Source organism: Desulfovibrio sp. 7SRBS1 (assembly GCF_049723905.1).
Classification (GTDB): domain Bacteria; phylum Desulfobacterota; class Desulfovibrionia; order Desulfovibrionales; family Desulfovibrionaceae.
In genome coordinates this window covers 2064309-2082428 of the sequence record NZ_JBJKFD010000001.1, presented here as the reverse complement: position 1 = coordinate 2082428, position 18120 = coordinate 2064309, and the positions used below count along the sequence as shown (strand labels likewise).

General features: G+C 58.1%; 15 protein-coding genes. 4 read left to right on the top strand and 11 right to left on the bottom strand.

Annotated features, from left to right (window positions below; all coding sequences use genetic code 11):
- Window positions 1-217: 217 nt before the first annotated feature.
- From ACI0FJ_RS09580 to ACI0FJ_RS09555, 6 genes are all read right to left on the bottom strand, one after another.
- On the bottom strand, window positions 218-469 hold the full coding sequence (locus ACI0FJ_RS09580; RefSeq protein ID WP_424302375.1) for an FmdB family zinc ribbon protein: 252 nt from the start codon (window positions 467-469) through the stop codon (window positions 218-220).
- Window positions 470-533: 64 nt separating this feature from the next.
- The gene (locus tag ACI0FJ_RS09575) at window positions 534-896 is read right to left on the bottom strand and encodes a CGGC domain-containing protein (protein ID WP_424302372.1); all 363 of its coding nucleotides are present in this window, start codon (window positions 894-896) and stop codon (window positions 534-536) included.
- A 528-nt stretch (window positions 897-1424) separates the two neighbouring features.
- Window positions 1425-1763 (bottom strand): NifB/NifX family molybdenum-iron cluster-binding protein, encoded by a 339-nt coding sequence (locus tag ACI0FJ_RS09570; RefSeq protein ID WP_424302369.1) that lies wholly within the window; start codon window positions 1761-1763, stop codon window positions 1425-1427.
- A gap of 33 nt (window positions 1764-1796) precedes the next feature.
- Entirely contained in the window at window positions 1797-2654 is an 858-nt protein-coding gene (locus ACI0FJ_RS09565; protein WP_424302366.1) for an ATP-binding protein, read from the bottom strand.
- Complete coding sequence (locus ACI0FJ_RS09560; protein ID WP_424302363.1) at window positions 2651-3532, bottom strand: P-loop NTPase; 882 nt, start codon at window positions 3530-3532, stop codon at window positions 2651-2653. The genes ACI0FJ_RS09565 and ACI0FJ_RS09560 overlap by 4 nt, the downstream gene beginning before the upstream one ends.
- A 220-nt stretch (window positions 3533-3752) precedes the next feature.
- Complete coding sequence (locus ACI0FJ_RS09555) at window positions 3753-4031, bottom strand: DUF5320 domain-containing protein (protein ID WP_424302360.1); 279 nt, start codon at window positions 4029-4031, stop codon at window positions 3753-3755.
- 268 nt (window positions 4032-4299) lie between these two features.
- Here ACI0FJ_RS09555 and ACI0FJ_RS09550 point away from each other — a divergent pair, with 268 nt between their 5' ends.
- From ACI0FJ_RS09550 to ACI0FJ_RS09535, 4 genes are all read left to right on the top strand, one after another.
- Window positions 4300-8322: an AsmA family protein gene (locus ACI0FJ_RS09550; RefSeq protein ID WP_424302357.1), complete on the top strand. Its 4023-nt coding sequence runs from the start codon at window positions 4300-4302 to the stop codon at window positions 8320-8322.
- Between the two features lie 287 nt (window positions 8323-8609).
- Window positions 8610-9782 (top strand): aminotransferase class I/II-fold pyridoxal phosphate-dependent enzyme, encoded by a 1173-nt coding sequence (locus tag ACI0FJ_RS09545; protein WP_424302354.1) that lies wholly within the window; start codon window positions 8610-8612, stop codon window positions 9780-9782.
- A 5-nt stretch (window positions 9783-9787) separates the two neighbouring features.
- Entirely contained in the window at window positions 9788-11107 is a 1320-nt protein-coding gene (locus ACI0FJ_RS09540) for a homoserine dehydrogenase (RefSeq protein ID WP_424302351.1), read from the top strand.
- A 7-nt stretch (window positions 11108-11114) separates the two neighbouring features.
- The gene (locus ACI0FJ_RS09535; RefSeq protein WP_424302348.1) at window positions 11115-11477 is read left to right on the top strand and encodes a hypothetical protein; all 363 of its coding nucleotides are present in this window, start codon (window positions 11115-11117) and stop codon (window positions 11475-11477) included.
- A 444-nt stretch (window positions 11478-11921) separates the two neighbouring features.
- Here ACI0FJ_RS09535 and ACI0FJ_RS09530 read toward each other — a convergent pair whose 3' ends face one another.
- From ACI0FJ_RS09530 to ACI0FJ_RS09510, 5 genes are all read right to left on the bottom strand, one after another.
- Entirely contained in the window at window positions 11922-13046 is a 1125-nt protein-coding gene (locus ACI0FJ_RS09530; protein WP_424302345.1) for a hypothetical protein, read from the bottom strand.
- A gap of 308 nt (window positions 13047-13354) precedes the next feature.
- Window positions 13355-15460: a succinate--CoA ligase subunit alpha gene (gene sucD / locus ACI0FJ_RS09525; protein ID WP_424306532.1), complete on the bottom strand. Its 2106-nt coding sequence runs from the start codon at window positions 15458-15460 to the stop codon at window positions 13355-13357.
- A 698-nt stretch (window positions 15461-16158) separates the two neighbouring features.
- Window positions 16159-16704, bottom strand: a complete 546-nt coding sequence (locus ACI0FJ_RS09520; protein ID WP_424302342.1) for a MarR family winged helix-turn-helix transcriptional regulator — start codon at window positions 16702-16704, stop codon at window positions 16159-16161.
- A gap of 163 nt (window positions 16705-16867) precedes the next feature.
- A complete protein-coding gene (locus ACI0FJ_RS09515; protein ID WP_424302339.1) occupies window positions 16868-17296 on the bottom strand; it encodes an FKBP-type peptidyl-prolyl cis-trans isomerase in 429 nt (142 codons plus the stop codon).
- 314 nt (window positions 17297-17610) lie between these two features.
- Window positions 17611-18018, bottom strand: coding sequence for a VOC family protein (locus ACI0FJ_RS09510; RefSeq protein ID WP_424302336.1), 408 nt, complete (start codon window positions 18016-18018; stop codon window positions 17611-17613).
- Window positions 18019-18120: the final 102 nt, after the last annotated feature.

Below are 18120 nucleotides of genomic sequence, written 5' to 3'. Positions count from 1 at the left end.
TATCGGAAAATACGCGTCGGTCTTGAGTTTTTTTTTACAACGGTGAGTTTTTTTGGCTCTCGTACCTTTTTGAGCAGCCTGGCAGATTGAACTTTGTAATCAATCAAAGTCCTTGCCGCAGGCTGGGGCTTTTGAAAACAACCTAGCAGCAGGTGACGCCCCCGACAGAATGGGAAGATTTCTCATCCTGCCGGGGATGGTACAAGATGCGAGGAGATTAATGTCCTGCGCGGCCGCAGCAGCTGCCGGGTACGCATCCCTTGGCCGAAGGACTGCTTCCGCAGCAGCCGTGCCCATGGGCGTCAGGCGTGCTCATGCCGTCCTTGCCCGTCATGGTGGCCGTGGCGGAAAGGACTTTGACGGCGTCCGGGTTGCCGCACTTGGGGCAGGGCTTGGTGTCTTCGCTGGATGTTGCGATTTCTTCAAACATTTCGCCGCACTTGGCACATGTGAATTCATAAATGGGCATGGTTCTCCCCCTTGTTCGGACCGGCGTTCATTCTGTTCTTCCGGTCCGTCTCGTTGTTGAAAATCTAGGCAAAAATATTTTCCGGCATGTACGGGTGGGTTCCCTCGATGACCTCGATCCCGGCCTTGGCCTTGATCTTTGCGATAATCGTGTCCTTGTGCGGACAGTGGTCGGTAATGCACGGACCAAGATGGATTTTTGTGGGCTTTTCATCCATAGGTGCGTTCCAGAGCTTCAGCTGGGCAAGACGCGTCACAATGGTCGCGCCCGGACAGTCGCCACAGTTCAGCAGGCCGATGACCTCGGCGTCGTCGCCGTATCCCTCGAATTTTCCGGCGCGTTTGTTGAATCCTACCAAACAGCGAGAACACCCGATACACACATCGTCCATGGCTTTTTTGCAGCCTATGATGAGAATCTTTTCCATGTTCCCTCCTGGGCCGTGTGATTTTTGTGTCTGGCTACGTTGCAGCTTCATTTCGCTTCGTGGGCCGTATCATAAAAATACTGTCCTCACTCGCGAAATTCGCAGCGCCTTGCCAGACCCAAAACTTACACGGCCTTCACTTGAGGTGTGATTTTTGTGTCTGGTTACGTTGCTGCTTCATTTCGCTTTGTGAGCCGTATCATAAAAATACTGTCCTCACTCACGAAATTCGCAGCGCCTTGCCAGACCCAAAACTTACACGGCCTTCTCTTGTGAAGAGCGGGGGCGGCGCCCCCGCGCCCTGCCCGGGGGAGCATTGCTCCCCCGGACCCCCTGTTCTCGTAGCCTTTTCCCCTTGGCCGCTGGCGGCTAAGGGGAAAAGGCTACGGGCAGTCTGGAAGAAGCGTTTTGTTCCCTTTAACACACCCTTTCCCCAAGAATAAAAATTTTTGGAAAGGGGAGCGCGGGGGGACCCCCTTTAAAAAAGGGGGTCCCCCTCGCATCTCTCTTCTCTCTCCCGTTTCCCTCTTAGTGGTCGCACATGTTGGCGCCGGTGGTCAGCTTACCATCCAGCCATGCCTGTGCGATATCTTCGGGCTTGCCGGGCTGTGCGCCGACAACGACCTTGATGCCGAATTGGGTAAAGAACTGCTGGGCCTTCATGCCCATGCCGCCTGCGATGATCATGTCGGCGCCCACTTCATTGAGCCACTTGGGGATTACGCCGGGTTCGTGGGGCGGCGGGGTAAGGGCTTCGACCTTTTCGATAGCCTTGGTCTCGTCGTTGATGTGCAGAATGGCGAATACCTGACAGTGGCCGAAGTGCGCGCAGAGCATGCCGTCGGCAACGGGAATTGCAATTTTCATTGTATGTCCTCCTGATGGTTTGTTTGGCTTGGTTTACAGTTGTTTTTCCAATGTGTTCCAGATGGCCTGGATGTTTTTGCCCAGGCCGTCGGGATCGTGTTCGCAAATGGTGCGTCCGTGAATCTGGGCGTCGGCCACTGCGGTATCGTAGGGCAGGCGTCCGGCCAGAACAATGTCCTGCTTGGCGCAAAGATTTTCAAGTTCCTTTTCAACGTCCGGGTTGATGCCGGTTTTGTTGATGACCGTGGCGGCCGGAATTTTAAAATGGTGCGTCAGTTCGAGCACTCGTTCAAAATCGTGCTTTGCCGCGGTGGTGGGCTCGGTGACGATGAGGGCGAGGTCCGCGCCGGTGAGCGAGGCGATAACCGGACAGCCCACGCCGGGCGAACCGTCCACGAGCACGAGTTCGGCTCCGATCTGCTCGGCGATGGCGTCTCCTTCCGTGCGTACGGTGGTGACGAGCTTGCCCGAGTTTTCCGCGCCTATTTTCAGGGCGGCGTGCACCATGGGGCCGAAGCGTGTTTCCGAGGTGTACCACCAGCCGCAGTGGGCGGGGGCCATGGTCGCGGCCTGTACAGGGCAGACAAAGGCGCACACGCCGCAGCCTTCGCAATGTTCTTCGCGCACGGCAAAGTCGTCGCTGATGGCCCCGAAGCGGCAATGTTCTCTACACTGGCCGCATTGGGTGCAGACGGTGGGATCGATGGATGCGGTTTCGCCCTGGTAGAAATCGTGGGCCGTGGTGGTTTGCGGCTTCAGCACCAGGTGCAGGTCTGCGGCGTCCACGTCGCAGTCGGCAATGACCTTTTTGGGGCCGAGTCCGCTGAGTGCGGCGGTTACACTGGTTTTACCCGTGCCGCCCTTGCCGCTGATGATGACGATGGTTTTCATGAGGCGGCTCCTTTTGCCTCTTTGGCGGCCAGACGGATGACTTTCCAGAGGGTGGTGAAATGCTCCCGGAACTCGGGCAGGGCGTCCACGAGGAGTTCACCGCGCGAGTAGACCGAGGCAGCCTCCATGCTGTGGGGCAGGGCGGCCAGCAGGGGGATGTGTTCTTTTGCGCAGTACTCGCGAACCCGGTCGTCGCCCATGCCGTCGCGGTTGAGCACCACGCCGAAGGGCAGCTCCATATGGCGTACCAGCTGCACGGCCAGGTCGAGGTCGTGCAGGCCGAAGGGGGTGGACTCGGCCACCAGCACGGCGAAGTCCGCGCCATCCAGGGAGTTGACGGCAGAGCAGGCAGTGCCGGGAGGACAGTCCAGAATGCGGGAGGCATGTTCCGGCATTTCCAGGGGAAGTTTCTTTACTTCCTTGATGAGTGGCGGGGCCATGGCCTCGCCAATGCGCAGGAGGCCGGAATGAACCTGAAGCCCATGCGCGCGGCCTTCCTTGGTAACGCCGATAAGCCGGGTGGTTTCGGAGATGGCATTGACCGGACAGACCAGTTCGCACAGGCCGCATCCGTGGCAAAGCTCAGGAAAAACCATGACTTCGTCGGCCATCCAGAGCAATGCCTTGAAGCGGCATTGGGTGATGCATTGGAGACACGCGGCCCCTGTGCAGGCTTCGGTGTCGATGGCCGGAACCGGAACGTGCCGTTCGGTTTCCTTTTCCCATCTGGGGTTGAGGAAGACGTGGGCATTGGGTTCTTCCACGTCACAGTCGGCAAGGCAGACGAAATCTCCGGCAAGTGTGGCGGCGCGGGCGAGGTTGACGGCTACCGTGGTCTTGCCGGTTCCTCCCTTGCCGCTGGCGATGGCGATGTTCATAAAAATTTTTACTCAGGCGCCCCGTCGCGCAGCTGTGCGGGACGCCCTGGTCAGCGTTTTGTGTGAAGGGGACGGCCGAAATGGGGCCTGTTCCCTGTGCTTGTGCGACCGGTGCGCGATCCGGCCATTCAGTCAGGTTGCATGCCGCGTGCGGCATAAAGGGCGGAAAGAGCGAGTGTGCGTCTCAGAAAACCGTGGTTTTCCGGTCGCGGTCCTTCCACTATTCTTGCGGGGTGAGCCGTTCGCGGATGTCTTGGGCTTCCTGTTCCAGCCTTTGCAGCCGGTCCTGGAGTTCAGCCTCGGTTTCGGGCTGGGAGGCCTGCTGGTTCATTCCCATTCCACGGCCCATGCCGCTTCCCATTCCGCCGCCCATGCCACGGCCGCGACCGCCGAGCCCACGGCCCATGCCGCAACGGCCCATGCCTGTGCCGCAACGACCCATTCCGCGTCCGCTCATGGGACCTTGTCCTGTAGGACCTGTTCCGTTCATTCCTGGCATAGTGTTCCTCCTTGATTGAGTTTGATGTCTCATCTGAAGCAAAGATCATTCCAGAATAATTCTTTTTTGAAAAGTTCTTTTAATTCAGCATGTTTTGAATAGATGGGACAAAAATTATTTTAGCAATGGATATTTTTGCGCCAGTTTTGAGCAAGAAAGGGCGCATTATTCGCCCTCTTTGTTTTGATCCCGGTTTTCAATGACAAGGCGTGGAGTTGCGTATACAAGTAAAAGGACGGAAACTGATGATCCCGTTTCCGGCAACTGCATGAAAAAACGTTACGCTTTCCCCCTTATTTCCGTCCTGGGCGGACTCCTGTTGGCAACCGTGCTGGTCGTATTCGGCCCGGCACTGGTAAATACTTCTCTGCTCAAGAATGCCCTGTCCCAGTACATTTACAATGTTTCGGGCCGTACCGCCGTTTTTGACGGCGATGTCCGGCTTTCCCTGGTGCCGACCTTCGGGTTCGAGTGCAACGACGCCACTCTTTCCGGGCTGGAAGGAGAAAACCCGCATGTGCTGGGCTCGGGGGTGGGGCCCGCTCCGTTGCTGTCCGTGGGCAGGGCTCGGGTAGAAGTCCGTCTGTTTCCGCTGTTTTCGCATCGGGTGGAGTTCAAGGCCATTGAGCTGGACGATGTGAAGGTGAACCTGCGCCGTGAAGCACAGGGAGCCCCCGATCCGGACGAACTCCCCGAGGCTGGTGCTGCCGGGGCAGGCAATGCGTCCGTGGGGGACTGGACCTTTTCCTTTACCCCTTCCGGGGTGCGCGCGGATAACCTGGGGGTGCACTACAGCGACGCGGTCCGGGGATGGTTCGTGGATATTTCCAATGCAACCCTGGCCGTAACCGAACGTGAAGGCGGCGACATCTTTTCCCTGCACGGCGGGTATCTGGTTTCCTTGGGCGAGAACGCTCCGTTGCGTTCCGTCAGGGGCTGGATGTCCCTGGACGGCAGGGGAAAGTGTGACCGGCTGCTGCGGGATTTCCGTATTGACGACATGCAGGTGCACAGCACCGGCATGCTGGACACGGCCTCCGGAGAAAGTGTTGATAGTGAATTTTCCGCTGCGGGTGCCTGGGACAGCCAGAGCGGCAATCTTGTCCTGCGCGAGGCCAAGGTGGAAAGCGAAGGACTGCATGTCGGGCTGAACGGGGCCGGGCGGCTTGCCTTGGGAGACCTGACCGGAAACAACGGCAACAGCTCTCTCCCCCTGGTGCCGGAAGTGGACGGAGAATTTCAGCTCAAGGCGGAGAAGCCGGCCCGGTTGCTGCGCCGTCTGGGGATGCGTCCACCCAGAGCCCTGGATAAGGAGGTGGAGCTTCTCGGCCGTTTCAGCCTCAACGGGACGGAGCTTGCTGTTTCCAAAGCCACGGGAACGGTTGCCGGATCGGATTTTTCAGCCTCGCTGTTCACCCAATGGGTGGCCGACCCGTGGACCGCGCTGGATCTGCATCTGGACAGCCTGGATCTGAACAAATGGAGCGCGCCCGATGCCATGGGTGCACAGAGCCCGCGCAATCCGTTGTATGGAAAGGAACGAGGCCGTCCGTTGCGCGACGTGCTGCGTCGTCTGAATCTGGATTTGCTGTGCAATGTGGATGATATCCGCGCCGGGAAGGTGCAGGCCAGCAATGCCACGCTGGATGTTTCGGCCCACGGCGGCCTGTTCCAGGTGCGTCGTCTGGCCGCGAATTTTGCCAAAGGCAGGCTGATGTCCTCCCTGCGCATGCAGGTTTTCGAAGACGATCTGTCCGTGCAGGGGCAGCTGCGCATTCTGGGCACCTCGTTGAACAGCAGCGGCACGACCCGCCAGGGCGACGCCGCCATATTTACCACAAGCCTGAATGTGAACGGCAGGGTGGACAGCTACCGGGGCACCTGCGACATCCCCCGGTTCAATCCGTCGGATCTCATTGCCACCTTTGGCCTGGATATTCCCAAACTCCCGGATGGAAAGACCTGGCGGCCTGTCTCGGCCCTTTTTGACTTCGAAGGCACGGATGATTCGTTCAAGACTCGTTCCGCCCGCCTGGGCGTGAACGGTGACGTGTTGCAGCTCGATCTCGACGTGCAGAGTTTTTCCCATCCGGAAGTCACATTTTTTGCCAAGACACGCCGTGTGGACCTGGACAAGCTGTCTGTTTTCCTTGGCGCGCTGGGGGCCGAACGTCCAAGCAGGGCCTGCCCTGCGGACACGGTCGGGGCTGTCAGTTTGCAGCCTTCCGGCAATGACTCCCGGTTCAAGGGGCGCGTGCAGCTGGACGAGTTGCGGGTGGGTGGACAGAACGTTCGCAATTTGGACCTGGCTGTGGATACCGGCACAGAGGCCGGTGCCGAGTTGCGGTTCAACGCCCAGGTGCATGGGGGAACGGTTTCTCTGAGCGCGGTCCGGAAGGAACAGGGCAATGTTCTGAATCTGCATCTGCTTGCCAGTGATTGGGATACCCGTTCCATGCCGTGGCTTGCCCAGCTGGTGGGCAAAAAACAGGCCTCCCGTATTCCGGCAGGCCGGGTGCGGGCCGAAGTGAGCGCCTCGGGCAAAGGGGCGACATTGGGCCAGTGGCTGTCCGGCAGTTCGGGGCAGGCAAAGCTGCGTTTTGTGCCCGTTTCCGACGGAAGCCGGGCCAAAGCACTTGGTAAAAAAGATGCCAAGAGCGGCGCGGAGCTGTTCCCGCTGAGGAAAACAACGGCGGTGCTGGGTTTTTCCGGGCGGAAAGAAAGTGATTGGAACAGGCCGGTTTTTGACCTTTCCCTGCGCGGCGGTACCGCCGTGGACATGGGGGACGACCGGCGGGGCAGCCTCAAGCTGGAAGCCGACGCCATAGCCTGGCTCAAGCCTTCACATTGCGGGGCCTCGTCTTTGGAAAAGGGCCGTCTGCAGCTTGAATATCTGCCGGAAGGGGCGGTTGCGATAAATGGCGCGGCTGGCAAGAATGGCGCGTCTGGCACAAAAGACGTGCTTGGCAAGAAAAACGTGTCCGCTGCTCCCGACTCCTCCCCTACCGGCGTCTTTTCGCAGCATGCCCAGCTGAACGGAACGTTCTCCTTGGACGGCGAACGTCGGATACTGACGGTGGACCGGGCCGTGGCAATGGCCCTGGGGCTGCATCTGGATGCCTCCGGCAGTTTGCAGTTCGGGGAAAAGCCCCTGCGGGCCTCGGGACATTTTGCACTCAACGACTTTAATCCGCGCGAGCTCATCAAAACCTTGGGCGGGGGCACGTTCAAGCTCAAGGACGATACCGCCCTGCGCAACATGGCCCTTGCCTCGGATTTCGACTGGCAGGCCGGTGACGGCAAAAAGGCTCCTCAGACCAGGCTGGAGGAGATGCGCTTTGTGCTGGACCAGACCGTGCTGGAAGGGACCGTGGATGTTTCGGGATTCGAGTGGCCCCAGGTGAAGACCAAACTTTCGGGCAACGAATTCAACTACAACCGGTATCTTCCCGCGCCCACCGGCATGCTCGAGCCCGTGGTCTATCCCGTGGATATGATCCGCAAGCTCGATTTTATGGGCGAAGTGCAGATCGACAAGCTGACCATCTACAGCATGACCTACACCAATTGCCAAAGCCGGGTCTCCGTAAAGGACGGCCTGCTTGCCGTTACCGACACGACGGCATTTTTCAAGGGCGGCAGGGTCAAGGGTACCTTGTATTTCAAGGCCCTGGGCGATGAGCTGCAGTTCTCCACCCAGGCCGAGGTCCGTGGCTTTGAAATGGGCGGCATGTTGGAAGAGATGGCCGGAAAGGATTACATCCGCGGCAAGGCCGACTTTTCACTGAACCTGAACGGCCACGGCCCCACCAACCTGGACCTGCTGCAAAGCCTGGCTGGCTGGGGTGCGCTCAAGATGGGTAACGGAGCCTACAACTTTGGCTCGGACCGCTCGACACCCAGGCAGCCGGAACTGAGCGTGGAAAATTTTCTGGACCAGGGAAACCTCGGCCCCAAGGACCGCAAGGACCCGTGGACGCATTTCAGCAAGGCCAGCATTTCCCTCAAGGTGCTGGACGGCGTTGCCACAAGCGACGATCTGGTCATCAACCAGCCGGTCATCTTTTCCGCTTCGGGCAAGGGGTTCTGCGACCTGTATCTTGAGTTTCTGGATTACACCCTGACCATGCAGTACCTGAACACGGCCACCATACCCGTGCGCATGGTCGGCCCATGGGACGACGTAAAGGTGGGGGTAAGCGCCATGGGCGCCATCCAGGCAACGGGTGTTTCCATCTTCAAGGACATCCTGAATCTTCCGGTCAACATCATCCGGACCTTTCTTCCCTGACCGGTTTTTTGAAGTATTTTTCCGCCGTTGCGGGCCTCCATGGAATGCCTTTGCCCGGAAACATAGAAGGGATGCGGATTCCCGGCCATGCATGAAAAAAATTGCTCGATTGCCTTCTAGCAGGTATTTCTTGGATGTATGTTTTCATCATTCCCAAATTCAAGAGGGGTGTTTTTCAGAAAAGTAAAAGATTTCCATAGAATCCTTTTTTTTGTGGTTTTGACTCTTTTCAAATCCGGGTGATAAAATTTAGAGTTCAAACCACTCGACACAAGGAGAATTCGAGTATGCACCAGTTTCCCCGCGTTCACAGGCTTCCGCCGTACGTGTTCGCCCAGGTCAACGAGCTCAAAATGAAACTCCGCCACCAGGGCGACGATGTCATTGATTTGGGCATGGGCAATCCCGATATGCCCACGCCGCAACATATAGTGGACAAGCTGTGCGAAGCGTCCCGCAAGGCGGTCAACCATCGCTACAGTGCATCCAAGGGGATCAAGGGCCTGCGCAAGGCCATAGCAGACTGGTACGCAAACCGTTTTGAAGTGGAAATCGACCCGGACATGGAAGCCGTGGTCACCATGGGCGCCAAGGAAGGGCTTTCCCACCTGGCGCTGGTTATGCTGCAGCCTGGCGACGTGGTTTTTGCCCCGGACCCGTCCTATCCCATCCACCCCTATGCCTCCATCATTGCCGGGGCGGATGTGCGCCGCATTCCCATTGGCGCAGGCCGGGATTTCATTGAAGATCTGGAAATGGCTGTGCGTCAGACCTGGCCCAAGCCCAAGCTGCTGGTCATAAATTTCCCGCACAACCCCACCACCCAATGTGTGGATGTGGACTTTTTTCAGAAAATCGTGGACTTCGCCAAGGAACACGGCATTTGGGTCATCCACGACTTTGCATACGCGGATTTCACCTTTGACGGATACGAAGCCCCCAGCTTTCTCCAGGCCAAGGGTGCAAAGGATGTGGGCGTAGAGTTCTTTTCCCTGACCAAAAGCTACTCCATGGCCGGATGGCGCGTGGGGTTCTGCTGTGGCAACAAAGACATGGTCCAGGCGCTGACGCGCATCAAGAGCTACCTGGACTATGGCATATTTCAACCCATCCAGATTGCCGCTTCCGTGGCCCTGAACGGCCCGCAGGAATGTGTGCGCGAGATCATGGATGTGCATCAGGACAGGCGCGATGCCCTGATAGAAGGCTTGGCCCGTATAGGCTGGGAAATCCCCAAGCCCAAGGCGACCATGTTTGCCTGGGCCGAGATTCCCGACCAGTTCAAACATCTCGGGTCGGTCGAGTTTTCCAAGTTGCTGCTGCGCGAGTGCAAGGTTGCTGTTTCCCCGGGGCTGGGCTTCGGACAATACAGCGACGACCATGTTCGGTTCGCACTCGTTGAAAACCGGCAGCGTATCAACCAGGCTGTACGCAACCTGAAGAACGTTATCGGAGGATAGTGAACGTGGGCAAAAAAGCCACAGTGCTCGGAATTGCCGGATTCGGCACCGTAGGAACAGGGCTTGCGCGGATTCTCGACGAGAACCGTGAACGCATCATTCAGCGTATGGGCTGCGACATCAGGATCAAGACCATTCTGGTGCGCGATCTTACCAAGACCCGAACTTACACCCCGACTTCGACTACCACATCGGGTACACCCGAGAACACCGTGCGCTTTACCGCGACCCCCGCAGACCTGGTGAACGATCCCGAGATCGACATCATCGTGGAACTGATGGGTGGCATCGAGGCTGCCTACGATCTCATCTCCCTTGCCCTGAAAGCGGGCAAGCACGTGGTTACGGCGAACAAGGCGCTCCTGGCCGAACGCGGCCAGGAGCTTTTCGCCCTGGCCCGTGAAAAGAACCTGTGCCTCTACTACGAAGCCAGCTCCGTGGGCGGGGTGCCGGTTATCCAGACCCTGAAGGAGAGCCTGGCCTCCAACCGCATCTTGAAGCTGACCGGCATCATGAACGGCACGGCCAACTACATTTTGTCCGAAATGTCGAGCAATGGACTGGATTTTTCCACGGCCCTGGCCCAGGCTCAGGAACTGGGCTATGCCGAAGCCGACCCGTCTTTCGACATCGACGGTGTGGACACGGCCCACAAGCTGGTGCTGCTTATGCGCCTGGCGTTCGGGCAGCACTACGCCCTGGAGGATCTGCCGGTAAGCGGCATCCGCAACGTGGCCAAGGAAGATATCTCCTTTGCCCGCGAGTTCGGCTACCGCCTCAAGCTCATAGGCCAGGCCCGCGACGTGGACGGAGCCATCGAGGCGGGCGTATTTCCCGCCCTGGTCAAGTACACCTTTCTGCTGGCCCGGGTGGGCGGCAACTATAATGCCGTGCGCATAGAAGGCAACGCCGTGGGGCCCATCATGCTGCACGGCCAGGGAGCGGGCGATTTGCCAACGGGCAGTGCCGTGCTCTCGGACGTCATGGCCATCATCAAAGACAAGGACCGCCCCAACAACACGGGCTGGACCATGCCGGAGCTGCCTCCGGCCAACATATTGCCGCCGGAACAGGCGGTTTCGCAGCATTACTTTCGTTTCAGCGTGGCCGACAGGCCGGGCGTTATGGGGACTATTGCCTCGGCCATGGCCGAGCACGACATCTCCATTGCCCAGGCCATCCAGAAAGGCAACGGCGATCAGGAAGTGGTGCCCGTGGTCTTCATCACGCACGAAGCGCCCATGGGCAGCGTGAAAGCCACCTTGGACGCCATTGAACACACGGACTTCATTGCTGCGCCCACTGTGCACTACAGGATACTGTGAGGGCCACATGTCGGAAGAACAACGGCGACATGAGCGGTACGAGTTCGAATCTTCCCACGTATTCTCCATGGTTGTGGGGGAGGGAACGGCTGAACAGGAAGCACAGTTTTTTCTGCGCAACCTGAGCTTTTCCGGGATGATGATCGAGTTCATTTCCGGTTATGGTCCTCCGGGCGTGGACAAGGGGTGCGGCGTGGCTGTCACCCATGCGCCCGGTGCGTTGGAGGACGTGTTGGTCGCTACCCGTGGCATCATCGTCTGGAACGCGGGCGCGGTGTGTGGTGTATGTTTCGAGAAACAGCTCCAAGAGTGCACGCCGAGCATACGCGAGCGTATGTTGACGGCTGGGGGGGGCTCCTGGACCGATTAGTCTCTTAGGCTGCTGATAAAGGCACGATAGCGGCGTTGCTTTTCAGGCTGCCGATAAAGGCACGATGGCGGCGTTGCTTCGGCATTTTTAAGCCGCTTGTGTACCAAAAAAGTACACGTCGCGTTTAAAAATACCTCGCGCCTTGCTCTCGCACCTTTCTCCGCCACCTGCCGACGGTGGCCTAAAGAAAAGAAAGAGGCTGTAAGTCTTGGGGAGCTCGTGAGGGGGTATCGTCCCCCACTTTGGGCGCTTAAGTCTTAGGACGTTCCCTGCCGAGGCGGGTGGTTGAATAGAAAAAGAGGAAGAACGAGGGAGCAAGTTGGCAGGTAAAGTTCTTGTCCAGAGGCTCGCACACCGTTCGGAAAGCCTTTCATAGCCAAATAAAAGAGGGGAGAAAGACAAAACATCTTTCTCCCCTCTTTTTTTATCTGCTTGGAAGGAGAGCTATTCGCCTATCTTTTGGGCCTCGGCCTTGAGCCGTTTGCCCAGGTCCGTCAGAATTTCGGACAGGTTGTCCAGGGACTTCGCAGGCTGCGGCGCGCTCATGGAGCGGCGGTGGCCCCATTGCGCCAGGTACAGCAACTGCTCGTCGGAGAGGTTGTTCAGGTTGTTGCGGTTGCGTATCGCCTGGATGACCTTGGAGCGCAACTCTTCCCGAAGGACGATGGCCTGCTTGATTTCCTTGCCGGCAAGTTCCACCTGGGAGGGGGCCTTGAGGTCGCGTTTCCAGAAGTGTTCGTAGGCGGTGTTCACATTACGCGCCGCCAGCAGGTATCTTTCCACGTTGTCGTTCAGCTCCGGCTCTTTGGCCATGACCTTGAAGACACGCGCTGCATCCGAACATCTGTTGGCATACAGTGTAAGCAGCTCTGCGCTTTGGGCTGCGTTGAGCTGGGCGGTGGCAAAGGAGCCGCCATTGGTGGGGAAGGAACGCTCGGCCGTCTGTGCCTGCTCGGACATCTGGTCCACAAAGGAGTCTGCGTACAGGGTGTACAGCGACTTGAGCATGCCCGGTTGAAAGGCATAGTCGAGAACGGCCTTGCGCAGTTGGCCTGCGGCGCCGCCCGGATTGCCGAACAGGGACGGGTCCAGCCCATAGTGCATGTTGACCTGCTTGTAGGAAATGGCAAGCCTGCCGCGCTCCGTGGGGTTCTTCCGGCTTTTGGGCGGCTGGTATCCGGCCACGAGGTATGCGGACAGATTGTCTATGAAGGACAGGCGGATGGTGTCGTCTTCAACATTTTCCTCTGTGGTTTCTTCCTGCTTTTGAGCCGGTTCGGTCTGCGCTTGTTTCGCTGCGACCGCTGGTGCGGCTGGCTGCGTTTTGGGTGCTCCGGCGGTTGCATTGCCGGACGAACCGTTTTGCGTTGCCTCGTCGGGCGATATTTCGTCTATGGTTTCAGCCGCTTTATCCGCAATTTGTTGCATGGATGTGGCTATCTGCGGCTTTTGCGTGGCGTTGACGGCCTGTGGAGGCGTTTCCGCCTTGCGGGAGAAAAGCCATATCCCGGAAATGACGATTGCCACTACGACAACGCCTATAATGATACGAGCTTGTTTGGTGTTCATGCTTTCTCCTGATTTATTACGGCCCAACCTAAACCATCACTACTTATTTGTCATTACATCGTACTCATCCCCGTAAAACATTGAAAAAGAGCATGATTTCGGAAATTGGAAGGGGGAGCGTTCAGGCAGACGTCCCGTGCCGACCTGGCTGGCCTTCTTGTTTTTTATTTGGGGGCCGCGCCTTTCAATGGCTCTTTATGAAGTGCATGGAGTGAATTGCAACTGCAACGGCCCTTCGGATCGATAGTGCATGGTCGATCCGAAGGGCCGGAATATCGCGTGTTGCTAGAAGAAAGGGCGGTGTTATCTCAGTGTTTCAGCGCTTTTTTTACCATGCCGGGAATGCTTTCCAGATCCCGGCACAAATGTATTCCCGCTCCTGCCAGCCGGGCCAGCTTGCCGCCCACGCCGTTGCCTGATTCTTCCAAAATGGCTCCGGCATGTCCCAGCCGTTTGCCGCGCGGAGCGGTCTGCCCGGCTATGAAGGCCAGCACGGGCTTGGGAAAGCGGGTGCGGACGATGTATTCTGCCAAATCCTCTTCGGCCCGTCCGCCGATCTCGCCCAGCACCAGCACGGCCTTGGTTTCCTCATGGTTGCGGGCCATGGCCATCAGGTCTGTAAATCGTTGCCCAATGAAGGGATCGCCGCCTATGCCCACGCAGAAACTCTGCCCAAAGCCCGCCGCGCTCATGCGGCTGGACGCCTCGTAGGTGAGGGTGCCGCTGCGCGAGAACACGGCCACGTTGCCGGGGGTAAAGGGATCGGCTGGCAGGATGCCTATCTTGGTCTGGCCCGGAACGATCATGCCCGGTGTGTTGGGGCCGATAAGCCGGGTGCGGGAGTTGCGCAGCCGGGGCAGGACGGAGAGCATGTCCTGTTGGCTGATGCCCTCGGTAATGCAGATGGTCCACGGCAGATTATTGTCCCCAGCTTCGAGGATGGCGTCCGCGGCAAAGGCCGCAGGCACGAAAATGATGCTCACGTCGATGTCGTGGTCCAGGCAGGCGTCGTACACGCTGTTGTAGACCGGTACGCCCAGGCAGGTCTGCCCGCCCTTGAAGGGTGTGACCCCGGCCACGATATTGGTGCCGTATGCCTGCATGTACTCCACGTGCCGCATGGCCACTTTGCCGGTAATGCCCTGCACCAGCACCTTGGACCCGCCGTGCACGTCGAAGACGGCGTTCTGTCCGGTGTCTTGTCCGGCAATGGGCAGTGCGGCATCATTATTTTTTTCTGGCGCTGCAATTTCCGGCATCTCGATAACCGGCGGATTGTCTTTGCGCGGCCCCAGGCCGGAGAGAATTTCCATGGCCGTGCCCATGTCGTCGGCGGAATGGATACCCGGCAGCTTCAGGCTGTCCAGCACCTCGCGTCCTTGGGCAGCGCCGTTTCCGGCAAAGCGGACGACCAGAGGTTTTTCCGGCGGCGTTCCGGCCAGGACCTCCTTGAGGGCCAGGGCAACGCTTTCGCAGGAAAGGATGCCGCCGAACAGGTTGATGAACACGGCCCGCACCTGTTTGTCCCCAAACAGGAGCTTGAGCGCCACTTCCATGCGTTTCTGGTCCGCGGTTCCGCCCAGGTCCAGAAAGTTGGCGGCCGGAAGGCCGGAAAAATTGAGCAGGTCCATGGTGGCCATGGCAAGGCCTGCGCCGTTTGCCAGCAGCCCCACCCAGCCGTCCAGGGTAACAAAGCTCAGGCCGTGGCCGCGTGAGGCTGTTTCCTCGGCAGAGGCGTGGCGGGGTTCGTAAAAGCGGTCCAGCTCGGTGCGCATGTCGCGCACGTTGTCGTCAATCTCCACCTTGCCGTCCAGGGCCAGCCATTGGCCGTCCGAAGTCAACACAAGAGGGTTGATTTCGGCCAGCAGCAGGCCGTAGTTGCGCACGGCCTTGAACAGCGTACCCACCAGTTTGGCGAATCCGACAAAGTGTTCCTTGCCCAGCCCCAGCCGGAAAAAGGCGGTACGTACCTGGCTGGGGGCGGGGCCGGTGACCACGTCCACGTTCTGGATGCTGATCTTCGATTTGTCGGCCACGGATTCCACGTCCACGCCGCCGCTGCCCGAGACGGTCAGAACCATGCTTTCCCTGTTCCGGGCCACGGTAAAGGAAAGGTAGAATTCTTCGGCAATGTCCGCCTTGGGTTCCACCCGCAACAGGGGAACCGGCTTGCCCTTGATATGCAGACCGAAGATTTCCCCGGCCTCGCGGACAAAGGCGTCCTTGTCGTCCACAATGCGAACGCCGCCCGCCTTGCCCCGTCCACCGGCCAGCACCTGGGCCTTGAGAACCCAGGGGGGCGAAAAATCGGGCCAGAGTGTGCCTATGTTTTCCGGAGAAAAAAGAATGCCCTGCGGTGTGGGAATTTCGGCCTCTACAAACAACACTTTGCTCAGATGCTCATTCAACTGCATGCGCGTCATTCCTGGCTGGTAGTTGGTCAGGCTGTTTTGAAAGGTGCGGGCGTTGCACTCCGCTTTTTCCCGCCTCCCCCGGCTTTCGGTGGAGCGGCAATGACCGGACTGGAATGGCCGAACCGGGAAGGTCGGTCCAGGCACGGATGCGTTCCTGCCGGTATCGGCGGACATGCAGGCGGGCAACCGTGCATGAATTCCTGCCGATGAAATGATGGACGTATGCGTTGTACGTGTTTTTCTCTATTTCGGGAACCCCCGCAGGATTCCAGCCACATACGGAATGCAAAGGTTCGGCCCCGTGCCGCGTCCGTTCAATTTGCATCTCTTCTCATATGGGACAGTCCGCGTGGCATGGCACATGATGGGCAGAGGCCGCCGGGCGCTATTTTCGCGATTTTGCATGGGGAAGATTGTGGAGGCGGTGTGAGCGAAGCTGAAAATCTCGTTTTCAGACCGTGGTTCTGGATAAACACTACACCTGTATTTTGTGGGCGGCGCACTCGTCGGCTTGCCCAGGGGCAGGGGATGTCACGGGCTGCCAGCTACGGCAAAAGCCGCGTCCCTCCGGAAAGGGCAGGGCCGTAGAAATAGAGCAAACACCGGAGTTGTCCGGGGTATGACAGTAACGCGAGACTTCCCAAGTGGACGGACCATGGCGTGGTGGGAAGGGGCGTGGAGCCGGGGAGAGAAACCAGCTATTCCGCTGCGGGGTCTCCCAGGGAGCTCCAGGGGTGCCAGAGGATGTTCTTTTTCCTGGGGCACATTTCTCTACAGATGTCGGATTTTTCTTTGCCCTCGGCCTCTGCGATTTGCTCAATGAGGCTGTCCACGAGTTCGGCCAGCATTTGGAGAAAAATATCCTGTTCTTCGGATGTGAAGCGTTCGGAAATGTGCTCCGACATGTGGGTAAATATTTTAAAGAATTTCGGCTGGATGGCGCGAGCCTTGTCTGTAGGTTGCACCAGTTTGGTCCGCCGGTCGTGGGGGGCGAGTTCCCTGGTGATGAGTCCCAGGCTCTCCAGCTTGGACAGAGCCCTTGCCGTATTGGCCTTGTCTATCTGGAGGATGGTGGACAGCTCTTCCTGCGATTGGCCGTCCTGAAAAAAGAGAACAATGAGAAAAAATGCCTGTGTGATGCTTAGACCCAGAGGTTCCAACTCGCGGTTGAGCACTCTCGTCATAAGACGATAGGCCATGCTTATCCAGCGACCAATGGAACGGTCGGGATTGAAGGTGGTCATAATATGTTAGCTCCTGAGAATTTGCCCCAAATTTAGTTTCGAGAATAACGACAATACGTTGCGAGTGCAACCAAATTAAAATCACAAGGTGGGGCACCAAAAAATGCCCTGCCGAGATATCGTGGATATTCCGGCAGGGCAAGCAAAGTGTATGGTGAAAAAGTTAGGCTATTTCCACCAGTTCAATGTCGAAGTTGAGGTCTTTTCCGGCCAGGGGGTGGTTGCCGTCCACGGAGATGGTTTCTTCGTCCATTTCCGTAACCATCACCTGAAGGGTCTGGCCGTCTTCTGCGGAAAGCTGCAGCATCATGCCTACCTCGGGGTTGAGGTCGTCGGGCAGACGGTCGCGCTCGATGGTGCCGGTAAGCTCGTCGTTGTACTCACCGTATGCATCGGCGCAGGGGATGGCTACGGAGACGCTTTCGCCCACTTCCAGGCCGTCCACTGCGTTTTCAAAGCCGGGAATAACCATTCCCTGGCCTACGACGAACTCAAGCGGATCGCGTCCCTGGGAAGAGTCAAACTGTGATCCGTCGCCCAGCGTTCCCGTGTAGTGCACTTTGACGGTATCGCCCTTTTTTGCCTTGGCCATGCGGCCTCCTTGCGTGTTTTGGGTTCGCCCCGCTCACGGGGTGCGGATGCCGACGCAGTGATGTTTGTTGCGTCGGGACTTACAGGCTGTCCGGTAAACTCGGGTAGCCTGCCAGATTGATATTCAAGATAATTCGCTAAAAAACGTTCCGGCTGCTTGGAAAAGTGTGAGAGCAAGGTGCTGCACAAAACAAGGCCACGCGTATTTTGTAGATACGCGAGGATTAGTTTTGTTCGAAGCACCGAAGCTATCGGGCCTTTATCTGCAGCCTGCCAGAAGAAGGTTTGCAACCCTGCTGTCTGGAAAAGCCGATGTTACTTCCCGTCTACAAACGCGGAGCTGTATTCTTCACTCGGCTCGATAGGAAGGTAGAGATAGACTGCCATGCCTGCCGGATCAATGCAAATGCAGCTTCTGTCGCCCCATGGATTGTCCTGGGGGCTTTGCACAAAGGTGACGCCTTCGGCGCTGAGGCGTTCGTACTCCGCGTCCACGTCCTCCACTTCCAGCCCGAAAATAACGCCCTGGCCGCTGTACACCGGGGTTTTGGCACAGCCACGCAAAAGTCCGAGTTCTATGCGGCACTCGCCGTTCGTGTACTCCAGACCCACGTATTCTTCGTTCTGGAAGGACGTTTGAAAGCCCAAACGATGAATGTAAAAATCCGCACACGTGGCAGGATCGTCGCAAATCAGGATGGGGCAAAGCTGCTTGATGGACATGATAGCCTCCAAGGGGGTTGGTATCGTAATAAACGGCATGCCTTGTATACGCGAATTGCGATCATTGTGTGCATCAGCCTACGCGAATGGGGCAGGGGAATC

Excerpts from the sequence above, each read along its gene's own strand:
- sucD (WP_424306532.1), bottom strand. The coding sequence starts at position 15,460 with ATGCAGTTGAATGAGCATCTGAGCAAAGTGTTGTTTGTAGAGGCCGAA.
- ACI0FJ_RS09560 (WP_424302363.1), bottom strand. The coding sequence starts at position 3,532 with ATGAACATCGCCATCGCCAGCGGCAAGGGAGGAACCGGCAAGACCACG.
- ACI0FJ_RS09545 (WP_424302354.1), top strand. The coding sequence starts at position 8,610 with ATGCACCAGTTTCCCCGCGTTCACAGGCTTCCGCCGTACGTGTTCGCC.
- ACI0FJ_RS09510 (WP_424302336.1), bottom strand. The coding sequence starts at position 18,018 with ATGTCCATCAAGCAGCTTTGCCCCATCCTGATTTGCGACGATCCTGCC.
- ACI0FJ_RS09565 (WP_424302366.1), bottom strand. The coding sequence starts at position 2,654 with ATGAAAACCATCGTCATCATCAGCGGCAAGGGCGGCACGGGTAAAACC.
- ACI0FJ_RS09515 (WP_424302339.1), bottom strand. The coding sequence starts at position 17,296 with ATGGCCAAGGCAAAAAAGGGCGATACCGTCAAAGTGCACTACACGGGA.
- ACI0FJ_RS09530 (WP_424302345.1), bottom strand. The coding sequence starts at position 13,046 with ATGAACACCAAACAAGCTCGTATCATTATAGGCGTTGTCGTAGTGGCA.
- ACI0FJ_RS09550 (WP_424302357.1), top strand. The coding sequence starts at position 4,300 with ATGAAAAAACGTTACGCTTTCCCCCTTATTTCCGTCCTGGGCGGACTC.
- ACI0FJ_RS09575 (WP_424302372.1), bottom strand. The coding sequence starts at position 896 with ATGGAAAAGATTCTCATCATAGGCTGCAAAAAAGCCATGGACGATGTG.
- ACI0FJ_RS09580 (WP_424302375.1), bottom strand. The coding sequence starts at position 469 with ATGCCCATTTATGAATTCACATGTGCCAAGTGCGGCGAAATGTTTGAA.
- ACI0FJ_RS09535 (WP_424302348.1), top strand. The coding sequence starts at position 11,115 with ATGTCGGAAGAACAACGGCGACATGAGCGGTACGAGTTCGAATCTTCC.
- ACI0FJ_RS09555 (WP_424302360.1), bottom strand. The coding sequence starts at position 4,031 with ATGCCAGGAATGAACGGAACAGGTCCTACAGGACAAGGTCCCATGAGC.
- ACI0FJ_RS09520 (WP_424302342.1), bottom strand. The coding sequence starts at position 16,704 with ATGACCACCTTCAATCCCGACCGTTCCATTGGTCGCTGGATAAGCATG.
- ACI0FJ_RS09570 (WP_424302369.1), bottom strand. The coding sequence starts at position 1,763 with ATGAAAATTGCAATTCCCGTTGCCGACGGCATGCTCTGCGCGCACTTC.